Origin of the sequence: Microbacterium sp. 10M-3C3 (assembly GCF_003931875.1) — a bacterium.
Taxonomy (GTDB): Bacteria; Actinomycetota; Actinomycetes; order Actinomycetales; family Microbacteriaceae; genus Microbacterium.
Genome location: NZ_CP034245.1, coordinates 420,379 through 435,455 on the forward strand (window position 1 = coordinate 420,379; position 15,077 = coordinate 435,455).

General features: G+C 71.4%; 15 protein-coding genes. 7 read left to right on the forward strand and 8 right to left on the reverse strand.

Annotation, left to right across the window (positions count from 1 at the left end):
• Nucleotides 1–2 precede the first annotated feature (2 nt).
• Genes EI169_RS01890 through EI169_RS01905 form a run of 4 tightly spaced genes read right to left on the reverse strand, consistent with a single transcriptional unit; the run spans nt 3 to nt 3,514 of the window.
• Nucleotides 3–950, reverse strand: coding sequence for a VOC family protein (locus tag EI169_RS01890; protein ID WP_125130472.1), 948 nt, complete (start codon nt 948–950; stop codon nt 3–5).
• A complete protein-coding gene (locus tag EI169_RS01895; RefSeq protein ID WP_125130474.1) occupies nt 947–2,077 on the reverse strand; it encodes a 4-oxalomesaconate tautomerase in 1,131 nt (376 codons plus the stop codon). Before EI169_RS01895 ends, EI169_RS01890 begins: the two co-directional genes overlap by 4 nt.
• Nucleotides 2,061–2,771 carry a 4-carboxy-4-hydroxy-2-oxoadipate aldolase/oxaloacetate decarboxylase gene (locus EI169_RS01900; protein ID WP_125130475.1) on the reverse strand — a complete coding sequence of 237 codons (711 nt, stop codon included), beginning with the start codon at nt 2,769–2,771 and terminating at the stop codon, nt 2,061–2,063. The genes EI169_RS01895 and EI169_RS01900 overlap by 17 nt, the downstream gene beginning before the upstream one ends.
• A complete protein-coding gene (locus EI169_RS01905) occupies nt 2,768–3,514 on the reverse strand; it encodes a PIG-L deacetylase family protein (protein WP_125130477.1) in 747 nt (248 codons plus the stop codon). The genes EI169_RS01900 and EI169_RS01905 overlap by 4 nt, the downstream gene beginning before the upstream one ends.
• Before the next feature lie 123 nt (nt 3,515–3,637).
• Between EI169_RS01905 and EI169_RS01910 the strand changes: the two genes are divergently transcribed.
• Nucleotides 3,638–5,059 (forward strand): aminomethyl transferase family protein, encoded by a 1,422-nt coding sequence (locus tag EI169_RS01910; protein WP_125130479.1) that lies wholly within the window; start codon nt 3,638–3,640, stop codon nt 5,057–5,059.
• Nucleotides 5,056–6,405 (forward strand): aminomethyltransferase family protein, encoded by a 1,350-nt coding sequence (locus tag EI169_RS01915; protein WP_125130481.1) that lies wholly within the window; start codon nt 5,056–5,058, stop codon nt 6,403–6,405. The genes EI169_RS01910 and EI169_RS01915 overlap by 4 nt, the downstream gene beginning before the upstream one ends.
• On the opposite strand, the gene EI169_RS01920 is transcribed toward EI169_RS01915, so the two are convergent.
• The 3 genes from EI169_RS01920 to EI169_RS01930 are packed head-to-tail and all read right to left on the reverse strand — an operon-like array spanning nt 6,393 to nt 9,449.
• Nucleotides 6,393–7,181 (reverse strand): NAD(P)-dependent oxidoreductase, encoded by a 789-nt coding sequence (locus tag EI169_RS01920; RefSeq protein ID WP_125130483.1) that lies wholly within the window; start codon nt 7,179–7,181, stop codon nt 6,393–6,395. The genes EI169_RS01915 and EI169_RS01920 overlap by 13 nt on opposite strands.
• On the reverse strand, nt 7,178–8,044 hold the full coding sequence (locus EI169_RS01925) for an IclR family transcriptional regulator (RefSeq protein WP_125130485.1): 867 nt from the start codon (nt 8,042–8,044) through the stop codon (nt 7,178–7,180). Before EI169_RS01925 ends, EI169_RS01920 begins: the two co-directional genes overlap by 4 nt.
• Before the next feature lie 37 nt (nt 8,045–8,081).
• Nucleotides 8,082–9,449, reverse strand: a complete 1,368-nt coding sequence (locus EI169_RS01930; protein WP_125130487.1) for an aminomethyltransferase family protein — start codon at nt 9,447–9,449, stop codon at nt 8,082–8,084.
• A gap of 185 nt (nt 9,450–9,634) precedes the next feature.
• On the opposite strand from EI169_RS01930, the gene EI169_RS01935 reads away from it, so the two are divergent.
• Genes EI169_RS01935 through EI169_RS01955 form a run of 5 tightly spaced genes read left to right on the forward strand, consistent with a single transcriptional unit; the run spans nt 9,635 to nt 14,300 of the window.
• Nucleotides 9,635–10,414, forward strand: a complete 780-nt coding sequence (locus EI169_RS01935; protein ID WP_125130489.1) for an ABC transporter ATP-binding protein — start codon at nt 9,635–9,637, stop codon at nt 10,412–10,414.
• Nucleotides 10,401–11,111 carry an ABC transporter ATP-binding protein gene (locus EI169_RS01940; RefSeq protein ID WP_125130491.1) on the forward strand — a complete coding sequence of 237 codons (711 nt, stop codon included), beginning with the start codon at nt 10,401–10,403 and terminating at the stop codon, nt 11,109–11,111. Before EI169_RS01935 ends, EI169_RS01940 begins: the two co-directional genes overlap by 14 nt.
• Before the next feature lie 2 nt (nt 11,112–11,113).
• Nucleotides 11,114–11,995, forward strand: a complete 882-nt coding sequence (locus EI169_RS01945) for a branched-chain amino acid ABC transporter permease (protein WP_125130493.1) — start codon at nt 11,114–11,116, stop codon at nt 11,993–11,995.
• Nucleotides 11,992–13,038, forward strand: a complete 1,047-nt coding sequence (locus tag EI169_RS01950; RefSeq protein WP_125130495.1) for a branched-chain amino acid ABC transporter permease — start codon at nt 11,992–11,994, stop codon at nt 13,036–13,038. The genes EI169_RS01945 and EI169_RS01950 overlap by 4 nt, the downstream gene beginning before the upstream one ends.
• On the forward strand, nt 13,035–14,300 hold the full coding sequence (locus tag EI169_RS01955) for an ABC transporter substrate-binding protein (RefSeq protein WP_125130497.1): 1,266 nt from the start codon (nt 13,035–13,037) through the stop codon (nt 14,298–14,300). The genes EI169_RS01950 and EI169_RS01955 overlap by 4 nt, the downstream gene beginning before the upstream one ends.
• A 33-nt stretch (nt 14,301–14,333) precedes the next feature.
• Here the strand turns inward: EI169_RS01955 and EI169_RS01960 are convergent, their stop codons facing one another.
• Nucleotides 14,334–14,993: a GntR family transcriptional regulator gene (locus EI169_RS01960; RefSeq protein ID WP_125130499.1), complete on the reverse strand. Its 660-nt coding sequence runs from the start codon at nt 14,991–14,993 to the stop codon at nt 14,334–14,336.
• Nucleotides 14,994–15,077 lie beyond the last annotated feature (84 nt).

Sequence of the window (15,077 nt, forward strand, 5' to 3'; positions counted from 1 at the left end):
CGTCACACCAGCGGCGTGCCGTGGGTGTGGAAGGTCTCGATCGTCTTCATGCCCCACGCCTGACCCTTCTTGCGCTCCGTCTCGCTCCACTCCACGACCGGCTGGTCGGGGTCCAGAATCAGGCGGGCGCCGGCCTGCGCGAACTCGATGCGGTTGCCGCCCGGCTCCCATACGTACAGGAAGAACGTCTGGTTGATGGCGTGCTTGTGCGGGCCCGACTCGATGTGGATGCCGTTCTCGAGGAAGATGTCGGCGGCCTTGAGGATGTCCTCGCGCGTGTCGGGCGCGAACGCGATGTGGTGCAGGCGGTTGCCGTGCTTCGTCCAGTCGTCGGAGTAGACGACGTCGTACGACTTCAGCGAGAAGTGGAACCACCACGCGGCGAAGCGGCCGTTGTCCAGCCGGATGCGCTCGGACTCCCGCATGCCCAGCGCCGTGGCCAGGAACTCGCCGTTGGCCTCGACGTCCTTCGCGAGGTAGTTGATGTGGTCGAGCCGCCGCGCGTTCACGCCGCGGCCCGGGAAGCGCGACGCCTGGTTCTTCAGCGCCGGCTTATCGTCGGTCGCGACGTAGCGCTCGGTGTCGTAGTAGATGCCCATCTCGTGGCCGTCGGGATCGTGGAAGACGAACGTACGGCCCGTTCCCACCTCGCCGTCGACCCACCCGTGGCCGAGCCCCGTGGCCTCGATCGCGGCCACCCGTCGCTCGAGCGCCTCCTCGGACGAGGCGCGGAACGACGTGCGGCCGACGCCCGCGGCATCCGAGGCGGTGAGCTTGATCGTGTAGAGCTCGTACTCGTCCCACGTGCGCAGGTAGACCGAGTCGCCGCCCTCGGCGACGACGCGCATCGCGAGCAGCTCCTCGAAGAACCATCGGCTCTCGGCGGGCTTCGCGGTGAGCAGCTCGACGTTGGCGAGGTGGGCGACGTCGAACGACGTGTACGCGGTCATGGGAGCGTCCTTCCTGACGGGGCGGGGGAGGCGGATGCGGCGGCCCGCGGGAACACGGTGCCGTCGAAGAGCTTGCGGGCCGTTCTGACGGACAGCGACGCGGCGTGCCACGCATCGGCGTCACGGCGCACGCGCACGCGCGAGATCAGGGAGCCGGTCGGGTGCTCGATCACGATCGGCTCTTCCGACTCGGGGTCGGCGGAGCCGTCGCGCGCGACACCCGCGGCCACTGTGCCGGGGATCCGGAGGGCCGCGGCGACCGACGCGGCCATGAGCACGCCGAGCGACGTGTGCACCCGGTGCGGGATGAAGGCGCGCGTGGCCACGTCGCCGCCGTCCGTGGGCGGGGCGAGGAGGATCACTTTTGGCACCGTCTGGTCGGACACGTCGCCGAGGCCCATGAGGGGCCCGGCGGCCAGGCGCAGCTCCTCGACCGCCCGGGCGACGGCCGCATCGGCCTCGAGCGCGGGCGGCGCCTCGGCGCCTGTCGCGCCCACGTCCTCAGCCCGCACGAGCACGACCGGCATGCCGTTGTCGATGAGGGTCACGGCGCGCCCGGCGACCTCGTCCCGCGCGCGCCCCGTCGGGAGCAGGGCCTTGCCCGCACCCGCCGAGACCTCCAGCTCGATCGGCGAGCCCGCGCCGGGCACGCCGTCGATCGCGGTGTCGCCGTCGTACCGCGGGCGTCCCTCCTCGACCGCGAAGGTCGCCGTGGCGATGTCGCCGGTGTTGACGAGCCGGATGCGCACGCGCGCGCTCGTGCCGCCCGCGGAGAGGAGGCCGCGCTCGAGCGCGAACGGGCCGATCCCGGCCAGGAGGTTCCCGCACGTCTGCGTGCGGGACACCCTCGGCTCGTCGATGCCGACCTGGAGGAAGAGGTAGTCGATGTCGACGCCCTCGGCCGTCGAGGGGCGGACGATCGCGACCTTGCTCGTGAGGGGGTGCGCCCCGCCGATGCCGTCGATCTGCCGCGGATCGGGGGAGCCCATGATGCGCAGGACGAGGTCGTCGACAGCGTCGTCCTCCGCGGGCAGGTCGTCGGCGAGGAAGTACGCGCCCTTCGAGGTGCCGCCGCGCAGGAGCATGCACGGCACGCCGTCGCGGTCGGGGTCACGCGGTGCCGGCATCGTATTCCGCCTGCGTCATGTATCGGATGCCGAGCTCGTCGACGAGCGGTCTGAGTCCCTTGCGGTCGAGGCTCAGCGCGCCGTCCGCGTAGGCGGTGCGGTCGGCCTCCTCCTTCGCGACGCGGGCGTCGGCGGCCGCGACGACCTCGGCCGCGCGCTGCCGGGGGACGACGACAACGCCGTCGTCATCGGCGACGACGACGTCGCCGGGTCGCACCAGGGCGCCGGCCACGACGACGGGCACGTTCACCGAGCCGGGCGTGGCCTTCACCGTGCCCTGCGCGAACACGGCTCCCGACCACGCCGCGAACCCGAGCGCGCGCAGCTCGGCGGTGTCGCGGATGCCGGTCGTCGTGACGATGCCGCGCACGCCACGCGCGTGCAGCGCCGTGGCGAAGAGCTCGCCGAACGCGCCGTCGACCGACGGGGATGTCGTCGTCACGACGAGCAGGTCGCCGGACCGGCACTGCTCCACCGCGACGTGGATCATGAGGTTGTCGCCCGGCGCGCACAGCACCGTGACCGCGGTCCCCGCCACGCGGCGGTCGGTCTGGATGGACCGGACGGCGGGGCCGACGAGACCCGTCCGTCCCATCGCCTCGTGAACCGTCGCGACGCCGTGTCGCCCCAGCGCCTCGACGTCCGCCGCATCCGCCCGTGCGATGTCGGTGACGACGACGGGACCGGCGGTCATGACAGGACGCTCGTGACCTGCGGCAGATGCCGCATGTACGCCTCGCCCATCGTCTCGTGCGGGAGACCCAGGTTCGGCCCGGCGTTGCGCTTGACCTGCACGCCCCGGCGGACGGCGAGGTCGGTGTAGTACGACCACATGTGCTTCTGCGCGGGCAGGCACTCCATCGCGGCGCGCTTGCGGGGGAAGGCCTCGGTGATGTCGAGCAGCACGTTCGGTGTGAAGTCGCACTGCTCCGGCTGGTGCGGCTCGAAGAAGAACACCGGCGGCGCGCCGATGATCTCGTCCTTCGTCGGGAAGCTCCCGTCCGAGTTCGCGACACCGATCGCCTGCGCGAGGATGCGCGCCTGCAGCGCCATTCTGGCGGCGGCCGGATGGTCGCCGTTGTACGGGTCGCGCAGCGTGTGGGTGAGGACGACGGCGGGCTGCACGCGCCGGTACAGGTCGACCAGGCGCGCGACCGCCTCGGGCGACTCGACGAGCGGGTAGTCGCCCAGGTCGAGGAACTCGATCTCCGCGCCGAGGGCGGATGCTGCGGCCTCGGCCTCCTCGCGACGAATGCCCTTGATCTCGTCGAGCGACTTGCCCGCGAGCCACTGGCTGGCCGACTCGCCCCGCTCGCCGTACGACAGGCAGGCGACGACGGCGCGCTCGCCGCGCATCGCGGTCGCCGCGATCGCACCGCCCGCTCGCCACACGAAGTCGCCCGCGTGCGCGCTGATGACCAGGAGCGTCTCTGCCATGCGGCCAGGCAATCACACCCCTGGTGGAATGGTCAACAAATTGTCTACAATCGTGGCGACGAATCCCTCTCCCCGTAGGGATCCCGTGCGCGGTCGGCGCTGACAAGGAAGTCGAGAGAGCCCATGGCGAAGAGCCTGCAGGACGTGATGGACGAGCGCGGAGACGTCGTGGAGATGCTGCGCAACTCGCAGCTCGGCACGTACATCTACCCCGTCGTCCCCGCCGAGTTCACCAACTGGCGCCGTGAGCAGAAGGCGTGGCGGGAGACCGCGGTCCTGTACGACCAGACGCACCACATGGTCAACTTCTTCATGACCGGGTCCGGCGCCCTCAAGCTCCTCTCCGACACCGGCATCAACTCGTTCGCGAACTTCCGCGTCGACACCGCCAAGCAGTTCGTGCCCACGTCCTCCACCGGCGGGGTCATCGGGGACGGCATCCTCTTTCGCCTGTCGGAGCTCGAGTTCGTATACGTCGGCCGTGCGCCGGGCGCGAACTGGCTGCAGTTCCACGCCGAGACGGGCGGCTACGACGTCGAGACGCGCTACGACGACCGGTCGCCCTCGCGGCCGTACGGGCAGGCCGTCACGCGCGAGTACTACCGCTTCCAGATCCAGGGCCCGGCCGCGTGGCAGATCATCGAGCGCCTCGCCGGGCACGAGGTCGAGCAGGTGCGCTTCTTCCACATGGGAGAGCTCGAGATCGCCGGGCAGCACGTGCGCACGCTCCGCCACGGCATGGCCGGGGCGCCGGGGCTCGAGCTGTGGGGACCGTACGAGGAGCACGGGCGCATCCGCGACGCGATCCTCAGCGCCGGAGCCGAGTTCGGCATCGAGCCCTGCGGGTCGCGCGCCTACTCCTCCAACACGCTCGAGTCGGGGTGGATCCCCTCGCCGCTGCCCGCGGTCTACACCGGTGGCGAGCTCGAGCGCCGGTACCGCGAGTGGCTTCCCGCCGACAGCTACGAGGCGATCAACGCGCTCGCGGGCTCGTTCGTGTCGAGCGACATCGAGGACTACTACCTCAACCCGTGGGAGCTCGGCTATGGCTCGTTCGTGAAGTTCGACCACGACTTCATCGGGCGCGACGCCCTCGAGAGGATCGACCCGGCCGCGCAGCGCAAGAAGGTCACCCTCGCATGGAACGACGAGGACCTCGCGAAGATCCTGACGTCGGTCATCGACCGCGAAGGACCCGGCTACCAGTTCTTCGATCTGCCCAACGCCAACTACGGCTCGAGCAACTACGACGCCGTCCTCGACGCCGACGGCACGACGGTCGGGCTGTCGCTGTTCACGGGGGTGACCGCGAACGAGAAGCGCGGGCTGTCGCTCGCGACCGTCGACGCCGACGTGCCGATCGGCGCCGAGGTGCGGGTCGTGTGGGGCGAGCCGGACGGCGGAACGCGCAAGACGACGGTCGAGCCGCACGAGCAGATCGCGGTGCGCGCCGTCGTCAGCCCCGTGCCCTACGCGGTCACGGCGCGCACCGAGTACCACGGGGGCTGGCGCACCGCGGGCGCGTCGGCAGGGGGCGGACGGTGACCGAATCGCTCGCCGACGCCATCGCCCGCGCGGGCGGCGCGCTGCCGCTGCTGCGCAACGCCCAGGCGCGGCCGACGATCTTCCCGGTGACCGCCGAGTTCAGCAACTGGCGGTCGGAGCAGCAGTCGTGGCGCGAGAGCGTCGCGCTGCTGGACCAGTCGCACCACATGACCGATCTGTTCGTGTCGGGTTCCGATGCGCTGCGGCTGCTGCGCGACGTGGGCGTCAACAGCTTCGCGAGCTTCCCCGTCGACCGTGCCAAGCAGTTCATCGCGGTGAACCACGAGGGATACCTGATCGGCGACGCGATCCTCTTCCACCTCGACGACGACGTGTTCGACCTCGTCGGGCATCAGATGGTCATCGACTGGCTGCAGTTCCACGGCGAGACCGGCGGCTTCGACGTGACGTTCGAGCGCGACGGCAACTCGATCGTGCGCGCCGGCGACCCGAAGCTGTACCGCTACGAGCTCCAGGGGCCGAACGCCCTCGCCCTCATGGAGAAGGTGACCGGCGCGCCGGTGCCCGACACGAAGTTCTTCCACATGGCGACGTTCGATCTCGACGGCGTCGTGGTCCGCTCGCTGCGGCACGGGATGGCGGGTCAGCCCGGCTTCGAACTGTTCGGGCCCTGGTCCGAGGGCGACCGCGTGCGCGACGCGCTGCTGCGCGCGGGGGAGGATTTCGACCTCGTGCGCGTGGGCGCGAAGGCGTACTCGTCGGCGAACCTGGAGTCGGCCTGGGTGCCCTCGCCGATGCCCGCGATCTTCAGCGGGCGCGACACCGAGCGCTACCGCGCGTGGCTGCCCGCGACGAGCGCCGGCTCCCTCGCCGGTTCGCTGGCATCCGATCGCCTCGAGGACTACTACGTCACGCCCTACGACCTCGGCTACGGGCGCAGTGTCGCCTTCGACCACGACTTCATCGGCCGCGCAGCTCTCGAGGAGCTCGCCGCCGATCCGCCGCGACAGAAGGTGACCCTCGTGTGGAACGCCGACGACGTCGCCGCGGCCCAGCGCTCGCTCCTCGAGCCCGGACTGCCGGCGAAGTACATCGACTTCCCGAAGGCGAGGTACGGGCTGTACCAGGTCGACCGCGTCCTCGTGGACGGCCGCGACGTGGGCATCTCGCACGACGCGGGCTACATCACGAACGAGCACGTCTTCGCGTCGCTCGCGAGCGTGGAGAGCGCGTCCGCGGCGCCGGGCACCGAGGTGGTCGTGGTGTGGGGCGAGGCGCCGAATTCGCGCAAGCCCGCCGTCGAGCCGCACCGGCAGGTCGAGATCCGCGCCACCGTCGAGCCCGCGCCCTACTCGCGGTTCGCGCGGGAGTCCTACCGGCGCTGACCCTCCGAGCCCGCGCGATGGGTGCGCTCCAGCCGCGCGAGCGTCGCGCGGGCCATGTCGGCGGGGGTTCCCGCCGCCTCGAGAGCGTCCACGACGGCCGCCATCTCGTCCGCGCGCCTTGCGGCGTGCCGGGCGGTCCCCGTGACGAGGCGGTCGAGGAGGGCCTCGCCGTCGGGGCCGAGCTCGCGCGCCATCTGCGTCCGCAGCCACGCCTCCGCTCCCGCGGGACGCGCCGCGTCGAGTCCTTCCATCACGAGCGCTGCGAGGCCCTTCATGAACGCGCTGCGCAGCAGCCGCAGCCGCGCCGCCTCGCCCGCAGGCGCGTCGAGCACGTCGACGGGCACCCCGAAGGGCGCGAGGCGCGCGGCGAAGGCGGCGGCACCCGTGCCGCTGGCGATCAGCGGCGTGCGGTGTCCCGCGCGAGGCACGGGTGCGAGCACACCCACGTCGGCCATCGCCACCCCGCGCCGCGCCGCGACGTCCGCCACCGCCGCCTTGACCTCGGCCGCGGCGGTGTTCAGATCGGCGTAGACGACACCGTTGTGCATGTGCGGCAAGGCGGCGGCGGCGACGTCGATCGCCACGCGCGCATGCACGAGGCTCAGGACGACGTCCGCGTCCGCCACCGCATCCGCGAGCGTCGCGCGCTCCGCGACCCCCGGGTGCTCGAGGCGGTGGGCCGGGTCGAACCCCCGCACCTCGGCGCCGGCCGCGGCGAGCCCGGTGGCGTAGCGCGATCCGGCTTCGCCGAGGCCGATGACCGCCACGCGCGTCACGGCCGCGACCCCGCCTCGGGGAGGCCCTCGAGGTACTCGAGCGACCGCCGCGACCTGGTGAGCAGCGCGCGCAGCGCGTGCTCGTGCGCATCGGGGCGATAGGCCTTGCGCAGGTCGCGGGCGATGCCCGCGGCCGCGCGCCGGAGCACCTCGACGTACGGCGCGGGCGGGCTGTCGTCGTTCGCGACCACGACGCCGATCGCCGCGTAGACCGTCGCATCCGGGCCTTCGACGGGCACCGCGACGCCGCGCGACTCGGGGTGGATGAAGCCGTCGGCCACGGCGTAGCCGTCGCGGCGCACGTGCGCGAGCGCCGTGTGCAGCTGCGCGGGGGTGCGGAGGCCGCGGTCGGTGACCGGCTCGAATCCTCCCGCGACGACGTCGTCGATGACCGCGGGCTCGGCCCACGCCAGGAGGACGAGCCCGCTCGAGGACAGCGGGAGCGGGATGCGGCCACCCAGCAGCGTCGCGTTCACGACCGCGTCGCGGGCCGAGAGCCGCTCGACGAACAGCACGTCGCGGGCGCTGCGCACGCCCAGCTGCACGTGCTGGCGCACCCGTTCGTGCACGGCTCCGAGCCACGGGCGGGCGACCTCGCGCAACCCGATCGCGCCGGGAGTGCGGCTCGCGAACTCCCACAGCCGCACGCCCAGCCGGTACGACCGGTCGGGGAGGCGCTCGATCAGGCCCTCGCGCTCGAGGTCGCGCAGCAGCCGGTGCGCGCTCGAGCGCGGCAGTCCGGTCGCGAGGGCGATCTCGGTGAGCGTGCGGTACGGATGCCACGCGTCGAAGCTCTCCAGGATGCGGATGTGGCGGCGCAGCACCGACTCCGGCTCGGCATGCGGCTGCGTCTGCGCGGGCATCGCGTCCTCCTCGACCCCGCCATGGTAGTCGCCGCGGTCAGCGGTCCGAGCGGTACACCGTCCGGGCGAAGTCGTGGAAGGGCGCGGGCGCGACGGTCGCGCGGATCGGCACCTGACGGTGCACGGCGTCGACCGACGCCTTGCGGGTGACGGGCTCCTCGCCCCACACGATCTGGACCTCGGTGCCGTCGGGCACGTCGACGTCGATCGTCGCGAGGGACATGTACAGCTGATCGAACGCGACGTAGCCCGCGTCGGTGGAGATGCCGACGAGGCGGTCGCCGAGGCGCACCTCGTCCATCTGATAGAAGCCGTAGCGGGCTTTCGGGAAGTCGAGGTACTTCGCCGGGATCCCGGGCTCCACCTGCGAGCGCACGACCGCGGCGACGTCCTCGGCGTGCCACAGGAGGGTGGCCTTCCGTCGGCGCGGGGCGGCGGCGTGGCGCTCGAGGGCGGCGCGTCCGTGGAAGTCGTGATCGAAGCGCACCGAGCGGCCGAGCCCGATGTCGAACGGCGTCATGTAGTACGCGTGGATGTCGGCGGGCGCGTAGGAGCCCGCGAGCGAGCCTGCGCGCGCGGCGGGGAGCCAGGCGCGGTACGCGTCGGCGTCCGCGTCGAAGATCGCCGGGAACGGCGTCGGCACCCAGCCGGATTCGAGCGGCGTCGACGAGTACGCCTTGGCGCCCACCCGTCGGATGCCGTGTTCGGCGCCCGCCGCCATGATGGCCTCGAGCACGGCCTCGTTGTCCTCCCACGCTCCGTAGAACTCGAAGCCCGGCTGCCCGGCCATGCCGTGACGCAGCGCGCGCAGACGCCGCCCCGCGATCTCGACCTCGCCGATGTGGAAGAACTTCAGCTCGGGCGGCGGGCCGCCGAAGAGGATCGTCATGACGACGTCCGCCTGAGGCCCCTGCAGCTCGTACCGGAAGAACGTCGGCGGTCCCTGGCGCATGTGCGAGTTGCCCTCGAGGCGCGCATGCACGTCGTGTCCGTCGGTCGCCGCGCGCTCGACGTGGAAGCGCACCCAGTCGATCAGCAGGTGGTGCCCGACGAGGACGAGCCCCTCGGGTCCCCGGGCGTTGTAGAAGAGGATCCCGTCGCCGATGAGGAAGCCGTCGTCGTTGACCGCGATGAGTTGCTTCGCGACGCCCGGGCGGAAGGTCGCGAACGTGTTCGGCGAGATCGAGGCCAGCAGCGGCAGCAGATCGTCCCCATGGAGGAACAGCTGCGTCATGTGGTGCGACTGGTCCATCAGGGCGACGCTGGTCATCCATGAGCGCTGCTCGTCGCGCCAGTTGGTGAATTCCGGCGCCACCGGGAAGGTGAAGGCCGGCCAGTCCTGGTTGCGCAGCAGCTCGACAGGGCCGCCCACTCGTGTGATCGCGTCCGCCAGTGTCTCGGTCATCGTCGACCCTCCTCGTCCGGCGCCAGCGTACGAGCGCGTTCGACCGGGTCGATGCGCCCGCTTCCGCTGAGCGGAAGTCACGATCGCACGACGACTCGGATGCTGACGCCAAAATCGTTGACAATCTCGGAGCGAATCCGTACCGTCCCAGCAGGACCACACGCGACGACGCGAAGGGAGCCGGCATGGGAGCACGTCTCGCGGTTCGCGACGTGAGCCTGCACTTCGGCGGGGTGAAAGTGCTCGAGGACGTCGGCTTCACCGTCGACGACGGACAGATCCTCGGCCTCGTGGGCCCCAACGGCGCCGGCAAGACGTCGCTGTTCAACTGCGTGAGCGGGCACTACCGGCCGAGCGCGGGCTCCATCACGATCGACGACGTCGAGATCATCGGATCCTCTCCCGCGCGCCTCGCGCGACACGGCCTGGCGCGCACGTTCCAGCATCCCGCGCTCCAGCTGCACGACACGGTGCTCGAGAACGTGCTCCTCGGCGCGCACGGCCGCCTGCCGGGCGGCCCGGTCGAGTGGGCGCTGCGCCTGCCGCGCACGACGCGCACCGAGAAGCAGCTGCGGGCCGAGGCCCTGGATCTGCTCGAGCGCAACGGCCTCGGCTGGGCCGCCCGCACCCGCGCCGACGAGCTCTCGCACGGCCTGCACAAGGGCATCGAGCTGTGCCGCGCGCTGCTCATGCGCCCGCGCCTGTTGCTTCTGGACGAACCCGCCGCGGGGCTTCCGCACGGCGAGGTCGAGCAGCTCATCGCCTCCGTCCGCCGCGTGCGCGACGAGGGCATCACCGTCGTGATCGTCGAGCACAACATGGGACTCATCTCGGCGGTCACCGACCGCGTCGTCGTCCTCGACCACGGCCGCAAGCTCATGGAGGGGACGGCCGCCGAGGCGCAGGCCGACCCGCGCGTCATCGAGGCCTACATCGGGAAGGACGCCGCCGATGACGCTGCTTGAGCTCGTCGACGTCCGGGCGTTCTACGGGCGCGTGCAGGTGCTCGACGGTGTGTCGCTGAGCGTCCCCGAGGGCGGCGCCGTCGGCATCCTCGGGGCGAACGGGGCCGGGAAGACCACGACGCTGCGCGCGGTGTCGGGCACCGTGCGCTCGGCCGGCACGATCCGCTTCGAGGGTCGCGAGCTGCGGGGGCTCCGGCCGGACCAGGTCGCAGGCCTGGGCATTGCGCACGTGCCGGAAGGGCGCGGCACGCTCGCCGACCTCACCGTGCGCGAGAACCTCCGCGTGGGCGCCTACAAGCGCAAGGACGGCAAGGCGGTGGCGCGCGACATCGACTACTGCCTCGACCTCTTCCCGCAGCTGAAGGACCGCATCCGCTCCGCCGGCTCCGCCCTCTCCGGCGGGGAGCAGCAGATGCTCGCCATCGCGCGCGCCATCATGTCGGCGCCACGCCTGCTGCTGCTGGACGAAGCCTCCCTCGGGCTCGCTCCGGGCACCGCGAAGACCGTCTACCAGGCCATCGGGCGCCTGCGGAAGGAGTCCGGCATCGCCATGGTCGTGGTCGAGCAGAACGCCAACCTCGCCTTCACCCTCGTCGACAGCGCGACCGTGCTCGAGACCGGCCGGAGCGTCCTGACGGGGAGCACCGCCGAGCTGCGCGGCATGGACGAGATCCGCCGCGCCTACCTGGGGGGCTGAGGATGGGGACGTTCATCCAGCTGATCGTCGACGGGCTGTCGACCGGCTCGGTCTACGCGGCGCTGGCCCTCGCCATCGTCCTGGTCAACCAGGCGACAGGGCTCATCAACTTCGCGCAGGGCGGCATGGCGGTGCTCTCGGCATACATCGCGTGGGCCCTGAACGGCGTCGGCCTGCCCCTCATCGTCGCGATCGTGGCCGCCGTCGCGATCTCCTTCGTCCTGGGGGCGGTGATAGAGCGCTTCCTCGTGCGGCGGTTCGAGCGCGGCGACCCCGACACCGCCGTCGTCGTGACCGTGGGCCTGCTGACCCTCATCACGGGCGTCTGCGCGTGGATCTGGACCTACAACAACCGGCAGTTCCCGTCGCTGTTCCCCCTCGACACCGTCTCGATCGCGGGGGCGGTCGTGAGCCTTCGCTCGCTCGGCACCATCGTGGTCATCGTCGTCATCATGCTGGTGCTTCAGGCGCTGTTCCTCGGCACGAAGCTCGGGCTCGCGCTACGCGCGGTCGCCGTGAACCCCGCATCCGCGGCGTTCTCGGGCATCCCGGTCGGCCGCCACCTCATGATCGGCTGGGGCCTGGCGGCGTCGCTGGGCGCCGTCGCCGGCGTGCTCGTCGCGCCGCAGCTCACGCTCACCCCCGGGATGATGGACTCGGCGCTCGTGTACGCGCTCGCGGCCGTCATCCTCGGGGGGCTCACGAGCCCGCTCGGCGTGGTCGTGGCCGCGTGGCTCATCGGGGTGCTCGAGAACCTCGCCGCGGTCTACGTGCCCTTCATCGGCCACGACCTGAAGATCGCGGTGCCCTTCATCCTCATCTTCGTCGTGCTCATCATCCGGCCGCAGGGCCTGTTCGGTCGCCGATCGGTGGTGCGCGTATGACCGCTCCCGCCGCCCCGGCCACGCCGCTCATGCAGCGGCGGTGGGTCGTGTGGGCCGTCGCCGCCATCGTCGTGGTGGTCCTCGCCGTGCTGCCCCTGGTCCTCCCCGAGTTCGCGAACCAGACCCTCGCGCGTGTCGGCGTGTTCGCCGTGGCGGTGCTGGGGCTCAACGTCGTCATGGGCTACACCGGCCAGGTCTCGCTCGGGCAGATCTTCTTCGTCGGGCTGGGCGCCTACGTCACCGCCTTCGGCGTCAACGCCGACTGGAACATCGTGCTCGTCTTCGCGCTCGCGTGCCTAATCCCGGCCGTGGCGGGTCTGCTCGTCGCGCTCGCCGCCGCGCGCCTCGGCGGTCTCGCGATCGCGATGGTGACGATCGCGCTGCCGATCGTGGGCGTGCCGCTGGCCAAGCGCCTCTCCGACCTCACCGGCGGCTCGCAGGGCACCTCGGCGCGCTTCTCGGATGCGCCGGAATGGTCGGGCCTGTACGACGACCAGTGGCAGCTGTACCTCGTGATCCTCATCGGCGGCATCACGTTCCTCCTCACGCGCAACCTCGTGCGCGGCAAGTACGGGCGCGCGTTCGCGATCGTCAAGGGCAACCAGGCCGTCGCCGCCTCGATGGGCGTCTCGCCCTACCGGTACAAGGTGCTCGCCTTCACGATCGCCTCGCTCATCGGCGGCGTGAGCGGATTCCTCTACATGGTCGTGATCCAGTACACCTCGCCCGAGACGCTCTCCTTCGGCCACTCGATCGAGCTGCTGGCGGCCATGGTCATCGGCGGCGCCGGCAGCATCGTCGGCTCGATCCTCGGCGGTGCGTGGTACGTGCTCGTGCCGCAGATCACCAACATCATCGACCCCAACATCACGGCGGTGCTGCAGGGCGCGATCCTCCTGATCGTGCTGTTCATCCTGCCGGGCGGCCTCGTGTCGCTGCCGCGGCTGTTCCGTCGTCGCCGAGCGGCCGCGCCGCGGGCGGGCGCCGCATCCGACGCGCCGGACGTTCCCATCGAGACACCGAGAGAGAGGCACCAATCATGAGCACGAATCGCAGGATGCGGCGCGCCGCGGCGGTCGTGGCCGGGATCGGCATCGTCGCCGTCCTCGCCGCCGGGTGTGCACGCGGAGGCGGCGGCGGAGACCGCAGCGACGACGGGGGAGCCGCCGCGAGCCCGGGCATCGACGACACATCGATCACGCTGGGCATCACGACGCCGCTGAGCGGTGCGACCGCCGGCCCCGGCACGTGCACGGTGGCGGGCATCACGGCCTACTTCGGCGCGAAGAACGCCGCGGGCGGGGTCGAGTTCGGCGACGGGAAGACCCGCGAGGTCAAGATCGAGGCGCTCGACGACGAGTACGACCCGCAGAAGGCCAAGTCCAACTACGACCAGCTCAAGAGCAGCGTCTTCGCCATGACGGCGGGCCTCGGCACCCCGACCAACCGCGCGTGGCGGGAGGCGGCGACCGCCGACGAGGTGCCGCAGGCACTCATCATGACCGGCGACCCGATCTTCTCGTCCGTCGAGGAGAGCCCGTGGTCGCTCGGCTTCGTGCCGATCTACCAGAACGAGGGTCAGGCGTTCGGCGAGCTGCTGGCATCGTCGGGCGATGAGCACAAGGTCGCGATCCTGTCGCAGAACGACGACTACGGCGAGGGCTACGTCGAGGGCTTCAAGAAGGGCATCGAGGGCGCCGACAACATCCAGATCGTCAAGGAGCTCACGTACGAGTCGACCGACACGTCCGTCGACGCCCAGCTGACCGAGCTCGCCGGCTCCGGCGCCGACGTGTTCTTCGACGCGATGTCGATCACGCCCCTCGTGATCTCGTCGCTGCAGAAGGCGCAGGAGCTCGGCTGGCTGCCGTCGTGGTTCCTGCCGTCCAACACGTCGAGCCCCACGGCGATCCTCGAGCCCGGCGGCGCCGCGGCCTTCCCCGGCGTCTACACGGTCGCCTTCGCGCAGTCCGCGTCGGCGCCGACCTTCGCCGAGAGCGAGGCCGGCTCGACCTTCCTGTCCGACCTCAAGCAGTACGGGAACTACCCCGACACCCCGGCCTTCCCGCACTGCGTGTGGTCGTACCAGGTCGGCGCGACGCTGGACCAGGTGTTCCAGAAGATGACCGAGCCCACGCGCGAGGACTTCATGAAGCAGCTGCGATCGGTCTCCGGCTACACCGCGCCGCTCATGCTCGACGGCTCGAGCGTCGACACGACGCAGGACGGGCAGCCGGCGGTCTCGACCGTGCAGGTGCAGAAGTACAACGGCAAGGGCTACGCGCCGGCCGAGAGCTGGGGCTGATCCCGCGCGGAATGGGGTGGCGCCCGCGGGGCGTCACCCCATTCCGCGCAGCACCTCGACGATGCCCGATAGGTGGTCGCGCGTCGCCCGCTCCGCCGCATCCGGATCTTGTGCGAGAACCGCGTCGATGATCGCGACGTGCTCGGGGGCCGACTGCGCAGCCCGCCCCGGCGCGAAGGCGAGGCGGAACTGGTGCCGCGCCGACTGGGCGTGGAGGCGCTCGAGGAGCGTCGACGCGGTGCCGTGCCCGCTGTACGCGCGCAGCAGCCGGTCGAGCTCCTGGTTGGCGCGCGAGTACGACACGAGGTCGCCGGCCGCCGCGGTCCGCTCGATCTCCGCCCGCAGGGCGGCGAGCGTCGCGGCGCCCTCGGGCGTGAGGTTCTCGGCGGCCTTCCGCGCCACGAGGGTCTCCAGTCCGATGCGCACCTCGACGATCTCCACGGCCTCCTCGACCGTGATGGCCCGCACACGCGCGCCGCGGTTGGGGAGTCGCTCGACGAGCCCCTCTCCGGCGAGGTTCATGAGGGCCGTCCGCACCGCCGCACGCGACGCGTCGTAGCGCTCGCTGAGGTCGGCCTCGATGAGGCGCTGATGCGGCGCGAACTCCGCCGCGAGGATCGCCTCCCGGATGCGCTGGGTGAGATCCGGTCGCGCGGTGTCGTCGATGTCGGCCACCGCCGTCGCATCCGTCATGGCTCGCTCCTCGCCGTCGTCGGTCCGACGATAGCGCCCGCCGGACATCTCCGCCGAAATCCGCGCGCAAATCGTCGACAATCT

Excerpts from the sequence above, each read along its gene's own strand:
- EI169_RS01935 (WP_125130489.1), top strand. The coding sequence starts at position 9,635 with ATGGGAGCACGTCTCGCGGTTCGCGACGTGAGCCTGCACTTCGGCGGG.
- EI169_RS01945 (WP_125130493.1), top strand. The coding sequence starts at position 11,114 with ATGGGGACGTTCATCCAGCTGATCGTCGACGGGCTGTCGACCGGCTCG.
- EI169_RS01905 (WP_125130477.1), bottom strand. The coding sequence starts at position 3,514 with ATGGCAGAGACGCTCCTGGTCATCAGCGCGCACGCGGGCGACTTCGTG.
- EI169_RS01930 (WP_125130487.1), bottom strand. The coding sequence starts at position 9,449 with ATGACCGAGACACTGGCGGACGCGATCACACGAGTGGGCGGCCCTGTC.
- EI169_RS01925 (WP_125130485.1), bottom strand. The coding sequence starts at position 8,044 with ATGCCCGCGCAGACGCAGCCGCATGCCGAGCCGGAGTCGGTGCTGCGC.
- EI169_RS01960 (WP_125130499.1), bottom strand. The coding sequence starts at position 14,993 with ATGACGGATGCGACGGCGGTGGCCGACATCGACGACACCGCGCGACCG.
- EI169_RS01950 (WP_125130495.1), top strand. The coding sequence starts at position 11,992 with ATGACCGCTCCCGCCGCCCCGGCCACGCCGCTCATGCAGCGGCGGTGG.
- EI169_RS01955 (WP_125130497.1), top strand. The coding sequence starts at position 13,035 with ATGAGCACGAATCGCAGGATGCGGCGCGCCGCGGCGGTCGTGGCCGGG.
- EI169_RS01895 (WP_125130474.1), bottom strand. The coding sequence starts at position 2,077 with ATGCCGGCACCGCGTGACCCCGACCGCGACGGCGTGCCGTGCATGCTC.
- EI169_RS01900 (WP_125130475.1), bottom strand. The coding sequence starts at position 2,771 with ATGACCGCCGGTCCCGTCGTCGTCACCGACATCGCACGGGCGGATGCG.
- EI169_RS01890 (WP_125130472.1), bottom strand. The coding sequence starts at position 950 with ATGACCGCGTACACGTCGTTCGACGTCGCCCACCTCGCCAACGTCGAG.
- EI169_RS01940 (WP_125130491.1), top strand. The coding sequence starts at position 10,401 with ATGACGCTGCTTGAGCTCGTCGACGTCCGGGCGTTCTACGGGCGCGTG.
- EI169_RS01910 (WP_125130479.1), top strand. The coding sequence starts at position 3,638 with ATGGCGAAGAGCCTGCAGGACGTGATGGACGAGCGCGGAGACGTCGTG.